The following is a 19,083-nucleotide window of genomic DNA, read 5'->3' on the forward strand; positions in this document are numbered from 1 at the left end:
GGGGGGGGGGGGGGTGGGAGTACTCCCCCCCCCCCCCCCCCGCCCCCGCCCCCCCCCCCCCCCCCCCCCCCCCCCCCCCCCCCCCCCCCCCCCCCCCCCCCCCCCCCCCCCCCCGGGCCGGCCGGGTTCTGCCGGCTCTTGCCGGCTCCTGCCGGGTCCTGCCAGGTCAGGCGATCGAGAACGTGACGACCGTCTGGTAGGTGTCGGCGAACATGAACGGCGGGAGCTGGATCATCCCGGCGCCGCCGACGGCGAACTCACCGCCGGTCAGTTCCTCCCCGCCGGCCGCCTGCGAGGCCACCTTCATCGGCGTGTCGGTGATCGCGCCCGGCGCGCCCGCGGTGCAGGTGCTCGGGCTGTCCGGGTTCGTCACGGTGCAGGACGGCTGGATGCCGAGCTGCGCCCTCGCCATCGAGTGGCCGGTCGTCTGGTTCAGGAACGGCGTACGGGTCGCCGTCACGTCCCAGCCGAGGGTGCCGCCGCGGAAGTCCTGGACGGTCGCGGCGTTGAAGACGCCGACCACCGACTGGGACTTGCCGTTGATGGTGACGGAGGGGAAGGAGACGGCCGGCTGGCCGTCCTTGGGGCCGAGTGCGAGCGCGCCGGGCAGGACCTCGATGTCGATCGGGTTCTTGACGCCCGCCTGCTCCTCCAGGAACACGAAGGACTTGTACGGCGCGACCGAGCCGTCGATCCGGAGGGCGTCGGCCTTCTTGGTGACGGTGACGTTGCAGGTCGCGGCGCCCGACGCGTCCGCCGTACCGGCGCCGGTGTCGCCGGTCGGCGCGCCCGCCAGCAGCGCGGAGCAGGTGACCGGGCCCGCCGGGAAGTTGGCGCCGTTCACGACGACCGCGGTACCGGCCTTGCCGCTGTTCGGCGTCAGCCTGGTGGTGACCGGGTCCTTGGGCAGGGCCTCGACGGCGACCGAGCCGACGGCGGCGCTCGGCCGGGGCGCCGGGGTGCAGGTCGTGGTGAAGACCGAGCCGCTCAGGTCGGCGTCGGTGACGGCCAGGTCGAGCTTGACGTCGACCGTGGTCCCCTCGGTGCCGTCGGGGATCCTGACGGTCCCGGAGAACGGCTTGGGGTCGAGCGGGGTGCCGGCCACGACGCTGACGGTCTCCGGCGGACTGGTGACCACCTGCGTGGTGGCCCCGACCTTCAGGGTGATCTTGGTGGTGTTCACCGTGGTCACGGAGAAGCCGGGGATCAGCGGGCTCGCACCCGGGTCGATGGTGACGGGCACGACATCGCCGGCCTTGGCGGTGTCCGGCAGGGTGACCGTGTAGTTCTGGGTGCCCGAACCGTCCGGCTGCGGCGCCGGAGCGTCGCAGTTCTCGAAGACGGGGGTGGTCCTGGTCGCCGCCTGTGCCGTGCCGGCCAGGCCGACCGCGCCGCCCGCCAGAGCCAGGGACAGTGCGCCCACCCCGGCCAGCACTCTTCGTCGGAACGTTGTACTCACTGGGTCGCGACTCCTTCGTCAGACGAACCCCTCCCCCCACCCGCTGTGGGGAGGAGGCCGAGCCGGTGCGGTGGCCGACATTGACGCGTCGCGGTCATGAGAAGTCAATGACTTCCTTTCGCCCGAAACACACAGAAATTGATGTCTCATCAGATTCGGCGCGATACCGGCGTGCTGCCCGTGCGGTGCCGGTGTGGTACCCGTGTGGCTCCTGTGCGGTGCGCGGGGTGGCTCAGCCGGCCGCCGGAACGTTCAGCAGCAGGTCGGAGGTACCGGCCGGGACTCCGGTGATCCGGCCGCGCACGGCCCCGTGCCGCAGCGCGTCGGCCACCGCGGCCGGGGTCTTCACCGTGCCGCCCGCGAGTCCTTCGGCGAGGAGCAGCGCGGCGACGCCGGCCACGTGCGGGGCGGCCATGGAGGTGCCGGAGGCACGGGCGAGCGCGGTGGGGGAGTCCTTCCAGGCGGACACCACGGACACGCCGGGCGCGGACAGGTCCACGCAGGAGCCGTAGTCGGAGAACGGGGCCCACCGGTCGGCGGAGTCCGTCGCCCCCACCGTCAGGGCGGCGGACGCCCCCGAGGGGGAGCCGGCGCAGGCGTTCGAGGCGGAGTTCCCGGCGGCCGCGGTGACCGTGATCCCGGCGGCCACCGCCCGGGCGACGGCCGCGTCGAGGGCGTAGCTGCGCGAGCCGCCCATGCTCATGTTGGCGACGGCCGGGGTCCTCGGGGCCTTCGCCGCGTCCTTCACCAGCCACTCCAGACCCCCGAGGATGGCCGACAGGGGCGCGTCCCCACGGCAGTCGGCCACCTTCACCGCGACCAGCGAGACCTCCTTCGCGACCCCGTACACCTTCCCGCCCAGCGTCCCCGCGACGTGCGTGCCGTGGCCGTTGCAGTCGGCCGAGCCCTCCAGGAAGATCCCGTTGTAGCCGGTCCGGGCCCGGCCCCCGAACTCCTCGTGGAGCGTGTTGATCCCGCTGTCCACGACGTACGCGGTGACGCCCCGGCCCGTACCGCGGTACGTGTACGAGCCGTCCGCCGGCAGGTCCGGCTGGTCGATCCGGTCCAGCGGCCAGGGCGCCGGGCTCTGCGTCCCGCTGATCCGGAACTCGGCGTCCGGCTCCACCGAGGCCACCCGCGGATCGGCCGCCAGGGCAGCGGCCCGCGCAGCGGTGGTGCGCACGGCGAAGCCGCTCAGCGCGGTGTCGTACACGGCCCTGACCTCGTCACCGGCGTCCGCGGCCTCGGCTGCCAGGGCGCGGGAGGCCGGGGCGCGGGAGGTGCTGTCCTTCAGGACCACGACGTAGGCGGCACCGGCACCGGCACCCGCACCGCTGCCGGCGCCGGCATCTGCGGGCGCGGGCGCGGCTGCGGGCGCGGCTGCGGCGGCGGGGTGCGGGGGCAGGGCGGTGACCGCCGCCAGCAGGGCGGCGGCCGGGAGCAGGGCGGTGAATGCGGTCATGCGCCGATGCTCGGCCAGACGGGGGCGCGGCGCGCGGAGTGTGCGCCGACTGGCGGCACGACACGCCGCCGGGGAGTCAGCCCGACAAGGGCCAGCCGCGCATGGCGAAGACGCCCTCGTCACGGCCGCCGGCGGCGGAGTAGGTGGCCAGGGCGGCCTCGTTGTCGCTGTCGACGCCCACCCACATGCCGTAGCAGCCGCGCGCCTTGGCCTCGTCGGCGAGCGCCTCGGTCAGGGCCCGGCCGATGCCGCGCCGGCGGTAGCCCTCGTCGACGGAGAGCTCGTACAGGCACATCTCGGAGCCCTTGTCCGGGTGGTTCATCTCGACCCCGGTGACCATGCCGGCGGGCACGTCGTCGACGTACGCGATGAGCATCAGGTGTCCCGGCGCGGTGAGGAAGCGCTCGCACCGGTCGAGGCGGACGGGGCCGTCGAAGAGGCCCTCCGCGGCCTGGAGTTCGGCGACGGTGCGCGCGGGGCGGATGTCCATGGCCGCCACGATAACGGCCCGTGCGGGGAACGGGTCGTTGCCGCAGCCGCGGCGTGGCGCCCCGCAGGGACGGACGGGACGGGCTTCGCTGCCGGCCGGTTCGGTGCGGCGGGCGGGGCCGGACCGGGGCCGGACCGGGGCCGGGCTCCCGTCAGGCGGGCGTGCGGACGGCGAGGGCCGCCGCGTACGCGTCCGGGGCGGGGAGGTCCGTCAGCCGCCAGCCCGGGACCTCCGCCGGAGCGGGGCCGCTGCCCACGTAAGGCTCGGCCACCCCGCGGGCCAACCCGGTGCCGACGCCCTTGAGACAGGCCTCCTTGCGGGCCCACAGCCGGGCCAGCAGCGCCTGCCGCTCCGCCTCGGGCACGGCCGTCAGCTCCGCCGTCTCCGCCGGGTGCAGCGTCCCCAGGATGTCCGCCACCGCCCCGGGGCTCGGGTACCCCTCCACGTCGACACCGACGGGCACCGCCGCGAAGGCCAGGTACGCCAGGTCGTCGCTGTGCGAGAGCGAGAACTGCACGCCGCCGCCCGCCACCGCGGGCCGGCCGTGCGGCGCGCCGCAGCACGGGCACTCCTCCCGGACCAGGGCGACCTCCTCCGGGGCCAGCCCCAGGTAGCCGCCGAGCAGCACGCGCAGCGCGATGTGCGAGACGAGGTACCGGTGGCGGTCGCGGGGCCGCACGAACCGGCCGCACCGGGCCCGTTCCCCCTCGTCGAGGAGGGACAGGCCCTCCTCGACGAGGTGCCCGCCGACCACGTCGAGGGTGGTGTCGAGGGACCACACCGCCACGGCCTCCCCCGCGGGCGGCTCGCCGGTGCGCGGCGCATCCCCGCCGAGCCGGTTCACGTACGTACTCACCCGATGAGAGTAGACGAGGTACGCACCACCCCGGTTAGGCTCGGCCGTCCGACGATCAAGGGAGCGCCAGGGTGCGAAGTGCCGCCGTCACACCGGAAGACGACCGGATCCGCTGGGTCGAACTGCCCGGCGCGGAGCCCGCCCGGGTCTACGTGCACGGGCTCGGGGCGACCTCGCCCGCCTACTTCGCGGCGAGCGCCTTCCACCCGCTGCTGGCCGGGCGGCGCTCCCTGCTGGTCGACCTGCTCGGGCACGGGCACAGCGACCGCCCCGAGCAGTTCCCGTACACCCTCGAAGCGCACGCCGACGCCCTCGCCGCCGCCCTCGACGCGGCCGGTGTCGCCGACGCCGAGCTGATAGCCCACAGCATGGGCGGAGCCGTCGCCATCGTCCTCGCCCACCGACACCCCCGGCTCGTCTCCCGGCTGGTGCTCGTCGACGCCAACCTGGACCCCGTCCCGGTCGTTCCCCGGGCCAACGGCAGCAGCGGCATCGCCTCCTACACCGAGGAGGAGTTCCTGGCCGGCGGCTGGACCGAGGTGCGCGACCGGGTGGGCGCGCACTGGTGGTCCACGATGCGGCTCGCCGGACGCACCGCCCTGCACCGCTCCGCCGTCCACCTCGCGGCGGGCACGACCCCGACCATGCGGGAACTCCTGCTCGAACTGCAGGTCCCGCGCACCTACCTGCTGCCCGAGGCGGACGGCCCCCTCGCCGGGACCGATGAGCTGGAGGCCGCCGGCGTCGCCGTGGTCCCCGTCCCGGACTGCGGGCACAACATCATGCTCGACAACCCGGAGGGCTTCGCCCGGGCCACCGCGGACGCGCTCACGCCCTGACGCCCTGGAGCGCCCGTGCGCTAGCGGGCCGCAGTGCCGACCGCAGCCGGGACGGGTGCCTTCGCCCCGGGTGCCTTCGCCCCGGGGGAGAGGGTCCCGTCGGTCCAGGCGTAGACACGCTTGCCGCGCACGCTCACCTGGTACTGGTGGACGTCCCGGCACTCGGGCTGCTCCTCGGCCCGGGTACCGCGCGGCCACCACCGGGCGTCCAGCACCCGCCCGTGCAGCCGCTTCGGTACGCCGGTGGTGCACTGCGGCCCGTTCAGCGGGGTCGCCCCCAGCGTGAAGCGGATCAGCCGGGCCTCGCCGGTGCGGCGCGCCCGTATACGTATGTCCGTGGCGTCCTTGGGCACCCACGACGGCAGTGCCAGCGCAGACGCAGACGCAGACGCAGACGCGGCCGGCGCGCCCCGCGTGTGCCCGCCGGGCGCGGGCGCGTCGGCGACGGGAGCCTCTGCGGTGGTCGCGTACCGCCTGCTCTTCTCCTTGAACACCTGGTCGTTGATCGAGTCGGTCACGGGGTTGGGCGGGAGGTGCGGCAGCGCGAAGGCTGCCGTGGCGAGGACTCCCACGGTGGCGGCGGCGAGGGCGAGGGGACGGCGCTTCATATGACCCAGTGTCGGGAGGATGTGCGAGGGGCGCGTCCCTCCGCAGGACGAACGTCGGCTCTGCCTGAGGTCTGATACCGAGTGGTACCTGAGGACTGGTCCGATTACGGCGCCGGGCCCTCCGACCCGCCCGTGCCCGTCCGACGCGCACCCGACTCCCCTGCCTCCGCACCCCGCGAAGCCCATCCGACACCCGCGGCCGCGAGCTCCGTTATAGGCGTCGTGGGGACCGGCGATATGGCCCCTCCGAACCTGGATTCCGTCGCCGCCGTGGGAGTTGCCCGGGGCGGTCTCCCCCGACTTCCGTCCTGGAGGAACCCATGCGCCGCCGTCTCGCTCCCGTCCTCGCCTCCGCGACCGCGGCCACGGCCGGTGTCCTCGTCTTCGCGGCGCCCGCGTCGGCCGCGCCGGCCGACAAGCCGCTGGTGCTGAGCAGTTGGACCCAGACCAGCGCCACCAGCCACAACGCCTGGGCCGCGGGGCGCGCGAACCAGAGCCGCTGGGCGGCGTACGGCTTCGACTGTTCGACGGACTACTGCTCCTCCTCGCCCGACAACCCGTTCGGTTTCCCCTTCCAGACGGCTTGCGCCCGCCACGACTTCGGCTACCGCAACTACAAGGCGGCGGGCGCCTTCCCGCCGAACAAGCCGCGTATCGACGACGCCCTGTACGCCGACCTGATGCGGGTGTGCGCCGCGTACTCGGGCGCCAAGAAGACCTCCTGCGACGGCACCGCCTGGACCTACTACCGGGCCGTCAAGGCCTTCGGTGTCTCGCCCCGACCACGCCCGTCCCCGTGACCACCGGTCCCGCCCGCACTCCCCTCGTCGGGCGGGGCCGGTGGCCTCACCCGGCCTCCGGTCGGACCGCGAGGCTCAGGTCCAGCACGTAGTGCTCCTCGATCCAGCCGTCCGGGAACTGCTCCAGCAACAGCTTCCGTTCGGCGGTGAGGAAGGCGTCCGTGCCGGGTGCGCCGATCAGGAACAGGGAGTGGGTGGACAGCTTCGCGAGGTGTGCGTCGACCGGGATGCGCCGCGACCAGCGCAGCAGGCGCGTGGTGAACTCCAGGTCGTCCTGCGAGCGGGCGCGATCGTTGACGTACCAGCCCGGTCCGAAGGCCGCCTCGATCCGCTCCTGCTGGCCGGCGATCCACGCGGCCTCGACGTCGGGGTCGTTCGAGAACACGGCCAGCGCCCCGCCGGGCCGCAGGACGCGCAGCGCCTCGGGCCCCGAGCGGGACGGATCGGTCCAGTGCCAGGACTGCGCGTACGTCAGCAGATCGAGGGAACCCGACGCGAACGGCAGCCGGTTGCCGTCCCCGCGGACGAGCGGCACCTCCGGGTGGCGGCGGTGCAGCTCGGCGGCCATGCCCGCGCCGGGCTCGACCGCCACCACCCGGGCGCCCCGGGCCCGGAGCAGGGCGGTCGCGATGCCGGTCCCGGCACCGACGTCGGCGACGCGGGCACCGGCCAGCCGGAACCCGGCGAGGTCCTCCACCACGTCGAGGAGCGCGGGCGGATAGGCGGGCCGGTGGTCGCCGTAGCGCGTGGCCGCGGAGCTGAACGAGCGTGCGCGGGATGCGTCCGATGCGTCCGTCATGGCACCCATCGTCGGCCGCCGGACGGCCGCGGTGTCAACACCGCGCTGCCGCACCGGGCTCCGCTGCCCCGACCGGGCGGGTCCGGACCGGGTGCGGAGCTTGTACGGTCGCCTCCACGCGGGCGGACACCGAGGCGAGGGCGGACGACGCGGCGAAGGCGGCGAAGGCGGCGAGGGCGGAGGGGATCGGGCGTGGTGGCACGGTACGTCGCGGAGCTGGTCGGGGCGTTGGAACGGTACGGGCCCCGGCCCGCGCTCGGGGCGGGCGGCACGGTGCTGGACTTCTCCGGGCTGCTGGACCTCGTGTACCGGCTGGCGGGCGAGCTGGCGGACCGCGGGGTCGGCCGCGGCACCGGGCTGGCCTGCGTCTTCGGCGGCAACCGGCCGGAGGTGGTGCAGGTGCGGCTGGCGGCGCACCTGCTGGGCGCGCGGCTGACCCAGGTGGTCGCGGACGCGTACACCGTCGGCGTGGACTTCGTCCTGCGCGACTGCCGCCCCTGCCTCGTCGTGCACGACGTGCCCGTCCCGGACACGGGCGTGCCCCGGCTGGGCCTGGACGGGCTGCTGCGGGCCGCGGCCGGGCGGGAGGCGGCGCCGCTGCCGGTGGCCGCGCGGGAGGACGACATCGCCCGCGTGACGTACACGGGCGGCACGACCGGGGTGCCGAAGGGCGTGGCGTCCACCTTCCGGGCCCTCGCCGCCCGCTCCGACGGCCGCGCGGGCCGCGAGGCCGACCGGCCCGGCGAGGCCGGTGGCCGGCCCGGCCCGGGCGGTGGCCGGTCCCGCTTGGGCAGCGGCCCCGCCGTCGAAACCGAGGCCCCTCCGGCGTACGTATCCGTCACCTCGCTCGCCCACCGCGCCGGCGGACGCTGCCTGGAGCAGCTCCGCTCCGGCGGTCGGACGGAGATCCTCGCCCCGTTCGAGCCCGGCGCCTTCGCGGCCGTCTGCCGGCGGCTGGGGCCCGCGGCCACGTACCTGATGCCCGGCATGGTCTACCGGCTGCTGGACGATCCGGCGACCGCCGACGGCATCCCCGGTCTGAGCGTCATCTCGTACGGCGCCGCCCCGATCCTGCCCGAGCGGCTGCGGGAGGCGGTCACCCGCTGGGGCGGCCGCTGGCAGCAGGGCTACGGGATGAACGAGTCCGCGGTGATCTGCCGCCTCACCGCCGCCGACCACGAAGCCGCCGTCACCGACCGGCCCGGCCTGCTCTCCTCGGTGGGGCGCCCGGCGGCCGGCGCGCAGGTCGAGGTCCGCGGCCCGGCCGGGCGGCCGCTGCCCGCGGGACGGACGGGCGAGGTGTGGACGCGGTCCGCGGCGATGATGACCGGCTACTGGGGGCGGCCCGACCTCACGGCCGCCGCGATCCGGGACGGCTGGCTGCGCACCGGCGACCTGGGGCACCTCGATCCGGACGGCTACCTCCACCTCGACGACCGGATCGCCGACGCGGTGATGGTCGACGGGGACAACGTCCACACCCTGCCCGTGGAGGCGGCCCTGGCCCGGCATCCCGCGGTCGCGCGGGCGGCCGTGGTGGGCCGCCCCAGCCCCCGTACCGGCGAGGAGGTCTGCGCCTTCCTGGTCCCGGCGCCCGGCCGCACCCCCGACGCCGCGGCGGCGGCCGAGGCCTGCGACCTGGTGGAGCGGACCCTCGCACCGGCCTACCGCCCCACGGCGGTGTTCTGGTGCGAGGAGATCCCCCTGACCCCGCAGGGCAAACCGGATAAACGCCTCCTGCGCGCCCAGGCGGCAACCCCCTGAGGGCGTTCGTTTCCGGCCATTCGCATCCCACCGCACCACCCGTGCGGACGAGAGGGCCGGGCGTGCCGGGGAACGGCGGGGGTCGGCGCCGCCACCCACACGCACGAAGGCCCTCCCCGAAGGGAGGGCCCCGAAATGATGAACCGAAGAGCGCCCCCGGCAGGACTCGAACCTGCGGCCAAGTGCTTAGAAGGCACCTGCTCTATCCACTGAGCTACGGGGGCCGGAAGGTGGCCGTGGTGGCCTGGAGCCCCGGGGTGGGGGTGGGACTGTCGTCCGTGCCGGGTCAAGGATAGGGCTCCGGTCGCCTTGTCCCGGTTGCTTCACCCGCGTGCCACGATGTGGAGGTTCGGTGAAGCGGTCCCGATAATCGCAGGCAGGTGCGATTCTCGCACCGCTTTTGCGCCGCGGCGCCCTGGGTGTTGTGCACTCGTTATGCCTGCGCCCCACTCCTTCTGCTCTGACCGGAAGGTCCCTCTGGAGTCGCGGTCGGCGCGCAGAGGGTTTATAAGCTTCAAAAATGGTCCTAAATTGGGCATTCTTCGCATGTGGTGACCTTGGATGTTCGGCCTCAGCTACTCGATGCCCTGTCCGCCCTGCGCGACCGGGTCGCGTCCGTGCGTCTGCCGCTGCCCCTGCCCGGCGCCGAGCGCGCCCGGCAGACCAGGGCCGAGCTGCTCGCGCAGCTCGACGACTACCTCGTACCGCGGCTGAAGTCGCCCGAGGCGCCGCTGCTCGCCGTCGTCGGCGGCTCCACCGGAGCCGGTAAGTCCACCCTCGTCAACTCCCTCGTCGGCCGCCAGGTGAGCGAAGCCGGCGTGCTGCGGCCGACCACCCGCGTCCCCGTCCTCGTCTGCCACCCGGACGACCACCACTGGTTCGCCGGCATGCGGGTGCTGCCCGACCTGCTGAGGGTCTGGGCGCCGCCCGGGGACGACGAGCCCGCCCGCACCCCCGGCAGGCCCGCCGCCGGGCGTCCCGGGGCCCGCGCCACCGCCACCGCCTCCGCTCCCGGGGCGCGGGAGCTGCGGATCGAGACCGTCACCGGGCTGCCGCGCGGCCTCGCCCTCCTCGACGCCCCCGACGTCGACTCCCTCGTCGTCGACAACCGGGTCCTCGCCGCCGAGCTCATCTGCGCCGCCGACGTCTGGGTGATGGTCACCACCGCCTCGCGGTACGCCGATGCCGTGCCCTGGCACCTGCTGCGCACCGCCAAGCAGTACAGGGCCACCCTCGTCACCGTCCTCGACCGGGTCCCGCACCAGGTGCTCGCCGAGGTCTCGCGGCAGTACGCGGCCCTGCTCACCCGGGCCGGGCTCGGCGACGTGCCCCGCTTCACCGTGCCCGAGCTCCCCGAGTCGGCCGGCGGGGGCGGGCTGCTGCCGGCCAGTGCCGTCGCCCCGCTCGGCGCCTGGCTCGCCCACCACGTCCAGGACCCGGCCGCCCGCCAGTACGCCGTCAGCCGCACCGCGTTCGGCGCGCTGGACTCGCTGCGGCGCCGGATGCCGGAGCTGGCCTCCGCCGTCGCCGCCCAGTACGCCGCCGCCGTACGGCTCACCACGGCGGTGGAGGACGCGTACCGGCAGGAGGGCAAGCGGGTCCGGGCCAGGCTCGACCAGGGCGCCGTACTCGCCGGGGACGCGCTGACCCGGTGGCGCGGCTACCCGCTCGACACCACGGCCGACGAACTGCTCGACTCGCTGGCCGAGTCCCTGTCCGCGCTGCTGCAGTGCGCGGTCGCCGCCGCCGACGAGCGGATCGCCGAGGTCTGGCGGCGCGAACCGGCCGCCGGGGCCGTACCGCTGCCGGGGCCCGACCGGGAAGCGGCGGAACGCATCGGCGTGGCGGTGCGGCGCTGGCGGCGGGTAGTGGAGGAACTCGCCGAGGAGGAGGTCGGCCGGCTCGACCGGCAGCCCCCGCCCGACTCCGAGGCCGTCGCCGCCCTGCTGGTGGCCTCCCTCCTCGGCGGCAAGCGGGCCCGGCCCGCCGGCGAGAAGCTCGTCGAGCGGGTCGGCGCGCAGGCCGCCGTACGGCTGCGCGACCGGGGCGGCGAACTCGTCGCGGACCACCTGGAGGAGGTGCTGCGCGCCGAACGGGACCGGCGGCTGGCCCCCCTGGAGGCGCTCGAGGTGAGCCCCGAGCCGCAGGCGGAGCTGATCGCCGCGCTGTCCGTACTGCAGAAGGAGAGGTGACGCGGTGAGCGCCTTGGCCGACCGCACCGAAGACCGCTGGGACGACGGCCTCATCGCACGCTCGCGCCGCCCGCGGGCCATCGGCGACGGCAGCTTCGACGACGGGATGGACGGCATCGACGGAATGCACGGCATCGACGGCATGGACGACATCGACGGCATGCATAGGCGCGACAGGCTGGACGGGCGCGACCGGATCGACCGCATCGACCGGATCGACCGCATCGACCGGCCTGATCGGCTCGACCGGATCGACGGGGAGGAGGACGGCTACGAGGGCGACGACGCGCTGGTCCGGGCCCTGTCCGGGGCCGGCGGCGACGGGGGCCGCACGCCCCCGCCACCGTCCGGGCCCGACGCGCAGGCCCTGCGGACCCGGCTGGAGTCGCTGCGCCAGCTCGTCGCGCTCTCCCGGACCCGGCTCGACGGCAAGACCCTCGCCGAGGCGGGGCGGGTGCTGGACGAGGCCTCGGCGCGGCGCGGACTGTCGGCGCAGCACACCGTCGTCGCGATCGCCGGAGCCACCGGAAGCGGCAAGTCCACGCTCTTCAACTCACTCGCCGGAGTGCAGATTTCCGAGACCGGGCTGCGCCGGCCGATGACCGCCGCCCCCATCGCCTGCAGCTGGTCCGACGGGGCCGCCGGACTGCTCGACCGGCTGGAGATCCCGGGACGGCTGCGGCGCCGCCCCCGCGAGACCTCCGAGACCGGGGCGCTGCGCGGGCTGGTCCTGGTGGACCTGCCCGACCTGGACTCCGCGGTCGGCGCGCACCGCGAGCACGTGGACCGGGTGCTGGCGCTGGTCGACGCGGTGGTGTGGGTGGTGGACCCGGAGAAGTACGCGGACGCGGTGCTCCACGAGCGGTACCTGCGCCCGCTGGCCGGGCACGCCGAGGTGACGTTCGTCGTGCTCAACCAGGTGGACCGGCTGCCCGGCGAGGCCGCCGACCTCGTCATGGACGACCTGCGGCGGCTGCTGGACGAGGACGGGATCGCGCTCGGCGAGCACGACGAGCCCGGCGCGACCGTCCTCGGACTGTCCGCGCTCACCGGCGAGGGCGTCGGGGAACTCAGGGACCTGCTCGGACAGTTCACCCAGGAGCGGGGCGCGGCCAACCGAAGGATCGCCGCCGACGTGGACCGGGCCGCCGCGCGCCTGCGTCCGCTGTACGTGGCCGACGGGCACCCGGGACCCGAGATCGGTGAGGGGGCCCGCGCCGAGTTCGAGGACCGGCTCGCCGAGGCGGTCGGGGCGTACGCGGCCGGGCTCGCCGCCGAGCGGGCCTGGCGGCGCAACGCCGGGAAGGCGTGCGGGACCCCGTGGCTGCGGCTGTGGCGCTGGTACGAGAACTGGCGGGCCCCGCGCAGCCTGTCGGGGCTGGCCGCCCTGGCCGCGATCGGCGGCACGGCCGGCGGGCGGAGCGGCGCGGGCGCACAGCCGCCGGCCGAGGTGGAGGTGACCGCGCGCCAGCGCGTCGAGCAGGCCGTACGGGCCGTCGCCGACGCGGCGGCCTCCGGGCTGCCCGACCCCTGGGCGCAGGCCGTACGGGAGACCGCGGTGCGCGGCGGCGAACAGCTGCCGGAGGCACTGGACGAGATCGCGGTGACGCTGGGGCCCGTCTCCGTGGCGCCGGGCGGCAAACCGCCGCGGCCCGCGTGGTGGCCGGTGGCGGTGCTGGCGCAGGCGGCCATGACGCTGGTCCAGGTCTACGGGGGGCTGTGGCTCGTCGGGCAGATCGTCGGGGTCCTGGAGCCGAACCTGATGACGCCGGTGCTGCTGATGGCGTCGGGCATCGTCGGCGGGCCGCTGGTGGAGTGGGCCTGCTCGATCGCGGCCCGGGGGCCGGCGCGGCGGTACGGGCAGGACGCGGAGCGGCGGCTGCGGCAGGCTGCCGCGGGCTGCGGGCGGGCCCGGGTGCTGGAGCCGGTGGCGGCGGAGCTGCTGCGCTACCGGGAGGTGCGCGAGCAGTACGGGGCGGTGGCGGAGTTGTCCACAACCCGTCAGTAGTCCACAGGGACGAGCGGGGTTCGGGCGGGGCGGTCCAGTATGGCGGTGGCCGGTGCGGAAGGTCCGCCCGGTGTGCACGGGTCCGCGCGGCGCGCACGGGTCCGCAGCACGTGAGGGTCCGCGCGGTACGTGCGGATGCGGGGGAGGGGACCGGGATGAACGACACCCTGGTGACGCTGATCGGCCACGTGGCCACGCAGATCGACTACAAGGAGACGGTCAACGGGCCGTCGGCCAGGTTCCGTTTCGCGGTGACACCACGGTATTTTGATCGCCGGAAGGATACGTGGGCCGACGGGGCGACCAGTTTCTACACCGTGTGGGCCCGGCGCACGCTCGCGGTGAATCTGACCGGCTCCGTTTCGGTCGGTGAACCGCTGGTGGTGCACGGGCGGCTACGGGTGCGGGACGACCCGCCGGACGCCGAAGGGAACCGCTGGTTCTCGGCGGAGATCGACGCGACCGCCATCGGCCACGACCTCAACCGGGGAACGGCCGCGTTCCGGAGGGTCGTCAAGGCGGAGCCCGCACTGATGGCCTCTCAGAAGGTGGCGGTGGTCTGAGTGTTCGAGGGGGCTAGGATTCCCCGGTACTCACGGGCACCTGGGTCATTGGCCCGAAGGGGAAGACTGTGTCGATTGGCGTTCCCGCATCCTCCGCTTCTGATTCCTCTCCTGCTTCGCTCACTGCTGCGCTGCATCCTGCGACACCTCCGGCTGCCGGGTCGGCCGCCTCCGGGCCGGCCGCCGTCGGTTCCACTGCCGCCGGGTCGGCCGCCGTCCGGCGGGGCTCCGCGCGGCGGCCGCTGGCGGTGGCGCTGCTGGCCGCGGCCCTCACTGCCGCGCCCGGCGTCCGGGCCGCCGCCGATACCGGGGCCCCGGCCTCCCGGCCGGCGGAGGGCGCGAGCGCCGTACTGGACGGGCTCAAGACCTACGGGCAGGCCGTCCTGCACGCCGCCGACGGGTCGGTGCGGCAGATTCCCGCCGGGCTCTACGAGATGCGGGTCGACGGCGGCGGCATGCTCCAGACCTACGGGGTCGGGGTCGCCGGCAACGCCCAGCCGCAGGCCCGCTACACCGAGAGCGGCTGGAGCGGCAGCCCGCTCGGCGGCAACGCCGAGGCCGGCCGGATCCGGTGGGTCCTGGAGCACTCCTACCCCCAGCTGAACGACCTCGCCGGGCTCGCCAAGGCGGCCGGTGCCGGGGCGCTCACCGCGGAGAGCGCTGCGGCCGGGACGCAGGTGGCGATCTGGCGGCTGGCGGACGGCGCCCAGGTGGAGGCCACCGACCCGGACGCGGAGAAGCTGGCCGACTACCTCCAGCGCTCCGCAGGCCGGCTGCCGGAGCCGCCGGCCTCGCTCCGGCTGGAACCGGGCAGCGTGTCCGGGCCCGTGGGCGGCCGGATCGGCCCGGTCACCGTGCGCACCGGTGCACAGAGCGTCGCGGTCACTCCGGACGCGGCGGCCGTCGCCATGGGCGTGCGGGTCGTCGACGCCGAGGGGAAGCCGGTCACGGCGGCGGGCAACGGAAGCCGGCTGTACTTCGAGGTGCCGGCGGGTACCCCGGACGGAACCGCCTCGGTGACGGTCCAGGGCTCCACGAAGGTGCCGGTCGGCCGGGTCTTCACCAGCGGCCTCCCGACCCAGGCGCAGATTGTGGCCGGCTCCAGCGAGTCCGCGGCCGCGGCCCGGGCGTCTGCGGTCTGGCCGCAGCCGCTGGTGGCCGAGGCGGGACCGTCCGGCGACACGACCCCGGTCACGCAGGCGGCCGACACGGCCACCACCTCGACGGCGACCCCGTCCAGTCCGGAGGAGGAGCGGCTCGCCACCAGTGGCAGCTCAGCGGCCACCCCGGTGATCGCAGCGCTGGCGGTGGGCCTGGTGGTCCTGGGCGGCCTGGTCGTCCTCATGGTCCGCAAGCGCCCCCAGGACGAGGAGGACCAGGACCGGGTCTGACGAGGACGAGGACGAGGACGAGGACGGGCCCGGAGCGGTTCACGTCCCGGCTCAGGGGCGCGTCCTGATTCCCGCAGGGGCATCGGGGTAGGCGCCGGGAATGAGCGCTCATGAGACGACCTGGCGAGGCCTGGCCGCGCGGTGGGACCGTGCGCTGTTCGACGTGGTGGCGCAGCGGCACTGGCCGGGAGGCGAGCGCGTGCTGCCACGGCTCGGGCGGGCCGCGAACCACGGAGTGCTGTGGGGCGGGGCCGCCGCCGTGATCGCGGCATGCGGCTCGACCACGGGCCGCAGGGCGGCGGTGCGGGCGGTCGGCTCGTTGGCCCTGGCCTCCGCGACGATCAACACCGTCGGCAAGTGGTCCGTTCGCCGGGCCCGGCCCGTGCTGGACGGGGTGCCCGCGGTGCGGCAGCTCGCCACGCAGCCGGTGACCACCTCGTTCCCGTCCGGGCACTCGGCGTCCGCGTTCGCGTTCACCACCGGGCTGGCGCTCCATTCGCCCGCCTGGGGCGCCGCGCTGGCGCCGGTGGCCGCGTCCGTGGCGTTCTCCCGCGTGTACACGGGCGTGCACTACCCGTCCGACGTGGCTGCGGGGGCGGTGCTGGGCGTGGCGGCCGGGTTCGTCGTACGCCGCCTCGCGGCGCGGATGGAGGCCGCCCGCTCCCGGCCCGGTGACGAGCCCGAGGCCGCCGACGCCCCCGCGCTGCCGGACGGGGCCGGGCTCGTGGTCGTGGTCAACGCCGGCGCGGGCAGCGATGCGGACACGGGACTCGACGCCCTGCGGGCCAGGCTCCCCGAGGCCGAGGTGATCGAGTGCGGCGGCGAACAGCTGGCCGGCGTGCTCGCGGACGCGGCCTCCCGGGCGGCGGTGCTGGGGGTGTGCGGCGGCGACGGCACGATCAACGCGGCCGCAGCCGCCGCGCTGCGGGCCGGGGTGCCGCTCGCCGTGTTCCCCGGAGGCACGCTCAACCACTTCGCGCAGGACCTCGGACTGGCCGGAGCCGAGGACACCTGCCGTGCCCTCGCCGCAGGGCGGGCGGTCCGCGTCGCCGTCGGCCGCTTCACCCCCGTCCCGCCCGAGCCCTGTCCGCCCGAGGCCGCCCGGCACCAGCCCGCCCCTCCACCCGCCGCATCCGACCCGGGGCGCCCGACGCCCCGGCCCGGTGCGGCACCCCCGGCCGCCCCCTCGCCGTTCACGGCGCCCCCGCCCGACCCGCAGCCCTGGCCCGACCCCCAGCCCTGGCCCGGGCCGCAGCCGTCGCCCGGGCCCGCGTACCCGCCCAGTCCGGGGGCGCCGCTCGGCCCCGGGCCCGCGACCGGTCCCGTTTCCCTGCCCGATCCGGCGTCCCCGCTGGGTCCCGTACCGGCGAGTCCGCTCCCTCCGCTCGATCCGGGGCCCCTGCCCGGTGCGGTGTCCCCGTCCGGGCCCGGGCCGCTGGCCCAGCCCGGACCGCCGGCCCCAGGAGGGGACGGGGAAGGGGGTGGGAGCGAGGGGCCCGGGGAGCCCGGGTACTTCCTGAACACCTTCAGCATCGGGGTCTATCCCGAGCTGCTGCGCCACCGGATGCGCTGGCAGCCGCGGATCGGGTACCTGCCCGCCGCGCTGCTGGCCGCCTGGCGGGTGCTGCGGACCCAGCGCCCCGTGCGGCTCCGGCTGGCCGGGCGGCCCCGGAGCGTCTGGCTCCTGTTCGCGGGCAACGGCACCTATCACGGCACCGGTGCGACTCCGCGCCGCCGCAACGGCCTCGACGAGACCCTCCTCGACGTCCGCATCGTCCACGGCGGCGGACGTCCCGGCCTCCGCCTCCTGGCCGCGGCCTTCGCCGGGCCCCTCTCGCGCTCGCCCGTGCACAGCGCGACCCGCCTGCCCAGCCTGCACCTCGGCGGGATCCCGGCCGGCACCCCGCTCGCGTACGACGGCGAGTACGCCCCGGCCCCCGACTCGCTCGTCCTCGAGACGCTCCCGGGCGCGTTGACCGTGTACCGCGACGTCCTCCCGCCCCCGGCCCCGCCCGCCACGGAGGACCGCCGCGCCCGCCCCCACCGCCGCTGACCGCGCTCCCGACCGAGGACGTGGCTCCGGGGCTGATCAGGGGGGCTGACCATACGGGTTTCCGCCCCGGGGTGGACGGCTGGCACTATGGGGTGTATCTGCCCATCCATCGATCTGCCGGACGGTTTCTCTTGGCTGAGTACATCTACACCATGCGCAAGGCGCGCAAGGCGCACGGTGACAAGGTGATCCTCGACGACGTCTTCCTGAACTTCCTGCCGGGAGCCAAGATCGGTGTCGTCGGCCCGAACGGCGCCGGCAAGTCCACCGTTCTGAAGATCATGGCGGGTCTGGAGCAGCCGTCCAACGGTGACGCCTTCCTGGCGCCGGGCTACTCCGTCGGCATCCTCATGCAGGAGCCCAAGCTCGACGAGTCCAAGACCGTCCTGGAGAACGTCGAGGACGGCGTCGCCGAGATCAAGGGCAAGCTCAACCGGTTCAACGCGATCGCCGAGGAAATGGCGACGAACTACACCGACGAGCTGATGGAGGAGATGGGCAAGCTCCAGGACGACCTGGACCACGCCAACGCGTGGGACCTCGACGCCCAGCTGGAGCAGGCCATGGACGCCCTGGGCTGCCCCCCCGGCGACTGGCCGGTCGTCAACCTCTCCGGTGGTGAGAAGCGCCGCGTCGCCCTCTGCAAGCTGCTGCTGGAGGCCCCCGACCTGCTGCTCCTCGACGAGCCCACCAACCACCTCGACGCCGAGTCCGTGAACTGGCTGGAGCAGCACCTGGCCCAGTACAAGGGCGCCGTCGTGGCCGTCACCCACGACCGCTACTTCCTCGACAACGTCGCCGAGTGGATCCTGGAGCTCGACCGCGGCCGCGCCCACCCGTACGAGGGCAACTACTCCACCTACTTGGAGAAGAAGGCCGAGCGCCTCAAGGTCGAGGGCAAGAAGGACGAGAAGCGCCAGAAGCGCCTCAAGGAAGAGCTGGAGTGGGTCCGCTCCAACGCCAAGGGCCGCCAGGCCAAGTCGAAGGCGCGTCTGGCCCGCTACGAGGAGATGGCCGCCGAGGCCGAGAAGATGCGGAAGCTGGACTTCGAGGAGATCCAGATCCCGCCGGGCCCCCGCCTGGGCTCCATCGTCGTCGAGGTCAACAACCTCTCCAAGGCGTTCGGTGAGAAGGTCCTCATCGACGACCTGTCGTTCACCCTGCCGCGCAACGGCATCGTGGGCATCATCGGCCCGAACGGCGCCGGCAAGACCACGCTGTTCAAGATGATCCAGGGCCTGGAGAAGCCGGACGCCGGCGACATCAAGGTCGGCGAGACCGTCAAGATCTCCTACGTCGACCAGGGCCGCGCCAACATCGACCCGAAGAAGACCCTGTGGGCGGTCGTCTCGGACGAGCTGGACTACATCAACGTCGGCCAGGTCGAGATGCCGTCCCGCGCCTACGTCTCCGCGTTCGGCTTCAAGGGCCCGGACCAGCAGAAGCCGGCCGGTGTGCTCTCCGGCGGTGAGCGCAACCGCCTGAACCTGGCCCTCACCCTCAAGCAGGGCGGCAACCTGCTGCTCCTCGACGAGCCGACCAACGACCTCGACGTCGAGACCCTGTCCTCCCTGGAGAACGCGCTGCTCGACTTCCCGGGCTGCGCCGTGGTCGTCTCCCACGACCGCTGGTTCCTGGACCGGGTCGCCACGCACATCCTGGCGTACGAGGGCGACTCGAAGTGGTTCTGGTTCGAGGGCAACTTCGAGTCCTACGAGAAGAACAAGATCGAGCGGCTCGGCCCGGACGCGACCCGTCCGCACCGCGCGACCTACAAGAAGCTCACCCGGGGCTGAGCA

At 74.8% G+C, this 19,083-nt stretch carries 15 protein-coding genes and 1 tRNA gene; 9 read left to right on the plus strand and 7 right to left on the minus strand.

Annotated elements, in window-relative coordinates:
- Positions 1-166 precede the first annotated feature (166 nt).
- From ACZ4VL_RS24385 to ACZ4VL_RS24400, 4 genes are all read right to left on the minus strand, one after another.
- Positions 167-1,459, minus strand: coding sequence for a hypothetical protein (locus ACZ4VL_RS24385; protein ID WP_468203746.1), 1,293 nt, complete (start codon positions 1,457-1,459; stop codon positions 167-169).
- 232 nt (positions 1,460-1,691) lie between these two features.
- The gene (locus ACZ4VL_RS24390) at positions 1,692-2,921 is read right to left on the minus strand and encodes a S8 family peptidase (protein WP_468203751.1); all 1,230 of its coding nucleotides are present in this window, start codon (positions 2,919-2,921) and stop codon (positions 1,692-1,694) included.
- 76 nt (positions 2,922-2,997) lie between these two features.
- Complete coding sequence (locus ACZ4VL_RS24395; RefSeq protein WP_468203753.1) at positions 2,998-3,411, minus strand: GNAT family N-acetyltransferase; 414 nt, start codon at positions 3,409-3,411, stop codon at positions 2,998-3,000.
- A 151-nt stretch (positions 3,412-3,562) separates the two neighbouring features.
- Positions 3,563-4,267 (minus strand): 4'-phosphopantetheinyl transferase family protein, encoded by a 705-nt coding sequence (locus tag ACZ4VL_RS24400; RefSeq protein ID WP_468203757.1) that lies wholly within the window; start codon positions 4,265-4,267, stop codon positions 3,563-3,565.
- A 71-nt stretch (positions 4,268-4,338) separates the two neighbouring features.
- Between ACZ4VL_RS24400 and ACZ4VL_RS24405 the strand changes: the two genes are divergently transcribed.
- Positions 4,339-5,106 (plus strand): alpha/beta fold hydrolase, encoded by a 768-nt coding sequence (locus tag ACZ4VL_RS24405; protein WP_468203760.1) that lies wholly within the window; start codon positions 4,339-4,341, stop codon positions 5,104-5,106.
- Positions 5,107-5,126: 20 nt separating this feature from the next.
- Here the strand turns inward: ACZ4VL_RS24405 and ACZ4VL_RS24410 are convergent, their stop codons facing one another.
- Entirely contained in the window at positions 5,127-5,714 is a 588-nt protein-coding gene (locus ACZ4VL_RS24410; RefSeq protein WP_468203762.1) for a hypothetical protein, read from the minus strand.
- Positions 5,715-6,034: 320 nt separating this feature from the next.
- On the opposite strand from ACZ4VL_RS24410, the gene ACZ4VL_RS24415 reads away from it, so the two are divergent.
- Positions 6,035-6,514 (plus strand): phospholipase, encoded by a 480-nt coding sequence (locus ACZ4VL_RS24415; RefSeq protein WP_468203764.1) that lies wholly within the window; start codon positions 6,035-6,037, stop codon positions 6,512-6,514.
- Positions 6,515-6,560: 46 nt separating this feature from the next.
- On the opposite strand, the gene ACZ4VL_RS24420 is transcribed toward ACZ4VL_RS24415, so the two are convergent.
- Positions 6,561-7,313, minus strand: a complete 753-nt coding sequence (locus ACZ4VL_RS24420; RefSeq protein WP_468203767.1) for a class I SAM-dependent methyltransferase — start codon at positions 7,311-7,313, stop codon at positions 6,561-6,563.
- 192 nt (positions 7,314-7,505) lie between these two features.
- Between ACZ4VL_RS24420 and ACZ4VL_RS24425 the strand changes: the two genes are divergently transcribed.
- On the plus strand, positions 7,506-9,077 hold the full coding sequence (locus ACZ4VL_RS24425) for an AMP-binding protein (protein WP_468203772.1): 1,572 nt from the start codon (positions 7,506-7,508) through the stop codon (positions 9,075-9,077).
- Positions 9,078-9,228: 151 nt separating this feature from the next.
- On the opposite strand, the gene ACZ4VL_RS24430 is transcribed toward ACZ4VL_RS24425, so the two are convergent.
- Positions 9,229-9,301 (minus strand) — tRNA-Arg (locus ACZ4VL_RS24430).
- A gap of 333 nt (positions 9,302-9,634) precedes the next feature.
- Here ACZ4VL_RS24430 and ACZ4VL_RS24435 point away from each other — a divergent pair.
- The 6 genes from ACZ4VL_RS24435 (at position 9,635) to ettA (ending at position 19,080) form a co-directional block, all read left to right on the plus strand.
- Positions 9,635-11,269, plus strand: coding sequence for an ATP-binding protein (locus ACZ4VL_RS24435; protein ID WP_468203844.1), 1,635 nt, complete (start codon positions 9,635-9,637; stop codon positions 11,267-11,269).
- Between the two features lie 160 nt (positions 11,270-11,429).
- Positions 11,430-13,277 carry a GTPase gene (locus ACZ4VL_RS24440; protein ID WP_468203846.1) on the plus strand — a complete coding sequence of 616 codons (1,848 nt, stop codon included), beginning with the start codon at positions 11,430-11,432 and terminating at the stop codon, positions 13,275-13,277.
- A gap of 155 nt (positions 13,278-13,432) precedes the next feature.
- On the plus strand, positions 13,433-13,840 hold the full coding sequence (locus tag ACZ4VL_RS24445) for a single-stranded DNA-binding protein (protein WP_468203774.1): 408 nt from the start codon (positions 13,433-13,435) through the stop codon (positions 13,838-13,840).
- 68 nt (positions 13,841-13,908) lie between these two features.
- Positions 13,909-15,231: a thioester domain-containing protein gene (locus ACZ4VL_RS24450; protein ID WP_468203776.1), complete on the plus strand. Its 1,323-nt coding sequence runs from the start codon at positions 13,909-13,911 to the stop codon at positions 15,229-15,231.
- A 100-nt stretch (positions 15,232-15,331) separates the two neighbouring features.
- The gene (locus ACZ4VL_RS24455; protein ID WP_468203777.1) at positions 15,332-17,284 is read left to right on the plus strand and encodes a phosphatase PAP2 family protein; all 1,953 of its coding nucleotides are present in this window, start codon (positions 15,332-15,334) and stop codon (positions 17,282-17,284) included.
- A 131-nt stretch (positions 17,285-17,415) separates the two neighbouring features.
- The gene (ettA, locus tag ACZ4VL_RS24460; RefSeq protein ID WP_438314113.1) at positions 17,416-19,080 is read left to right on the plus strand and encodes an energy-dependent translational throttle protein EttA; all 1,665 of its coding nucleotides are present in this window, start codon (positions 17,416-17,418) and stop codon (positions 19,078-19,080) included.
- Positions 19,081-19,083: the final 3 nt, after the last annotated feature.

The sequence above is a fragment of the Streptomyces sp. NPDC029014 genome (assembly GCF_055564695.1).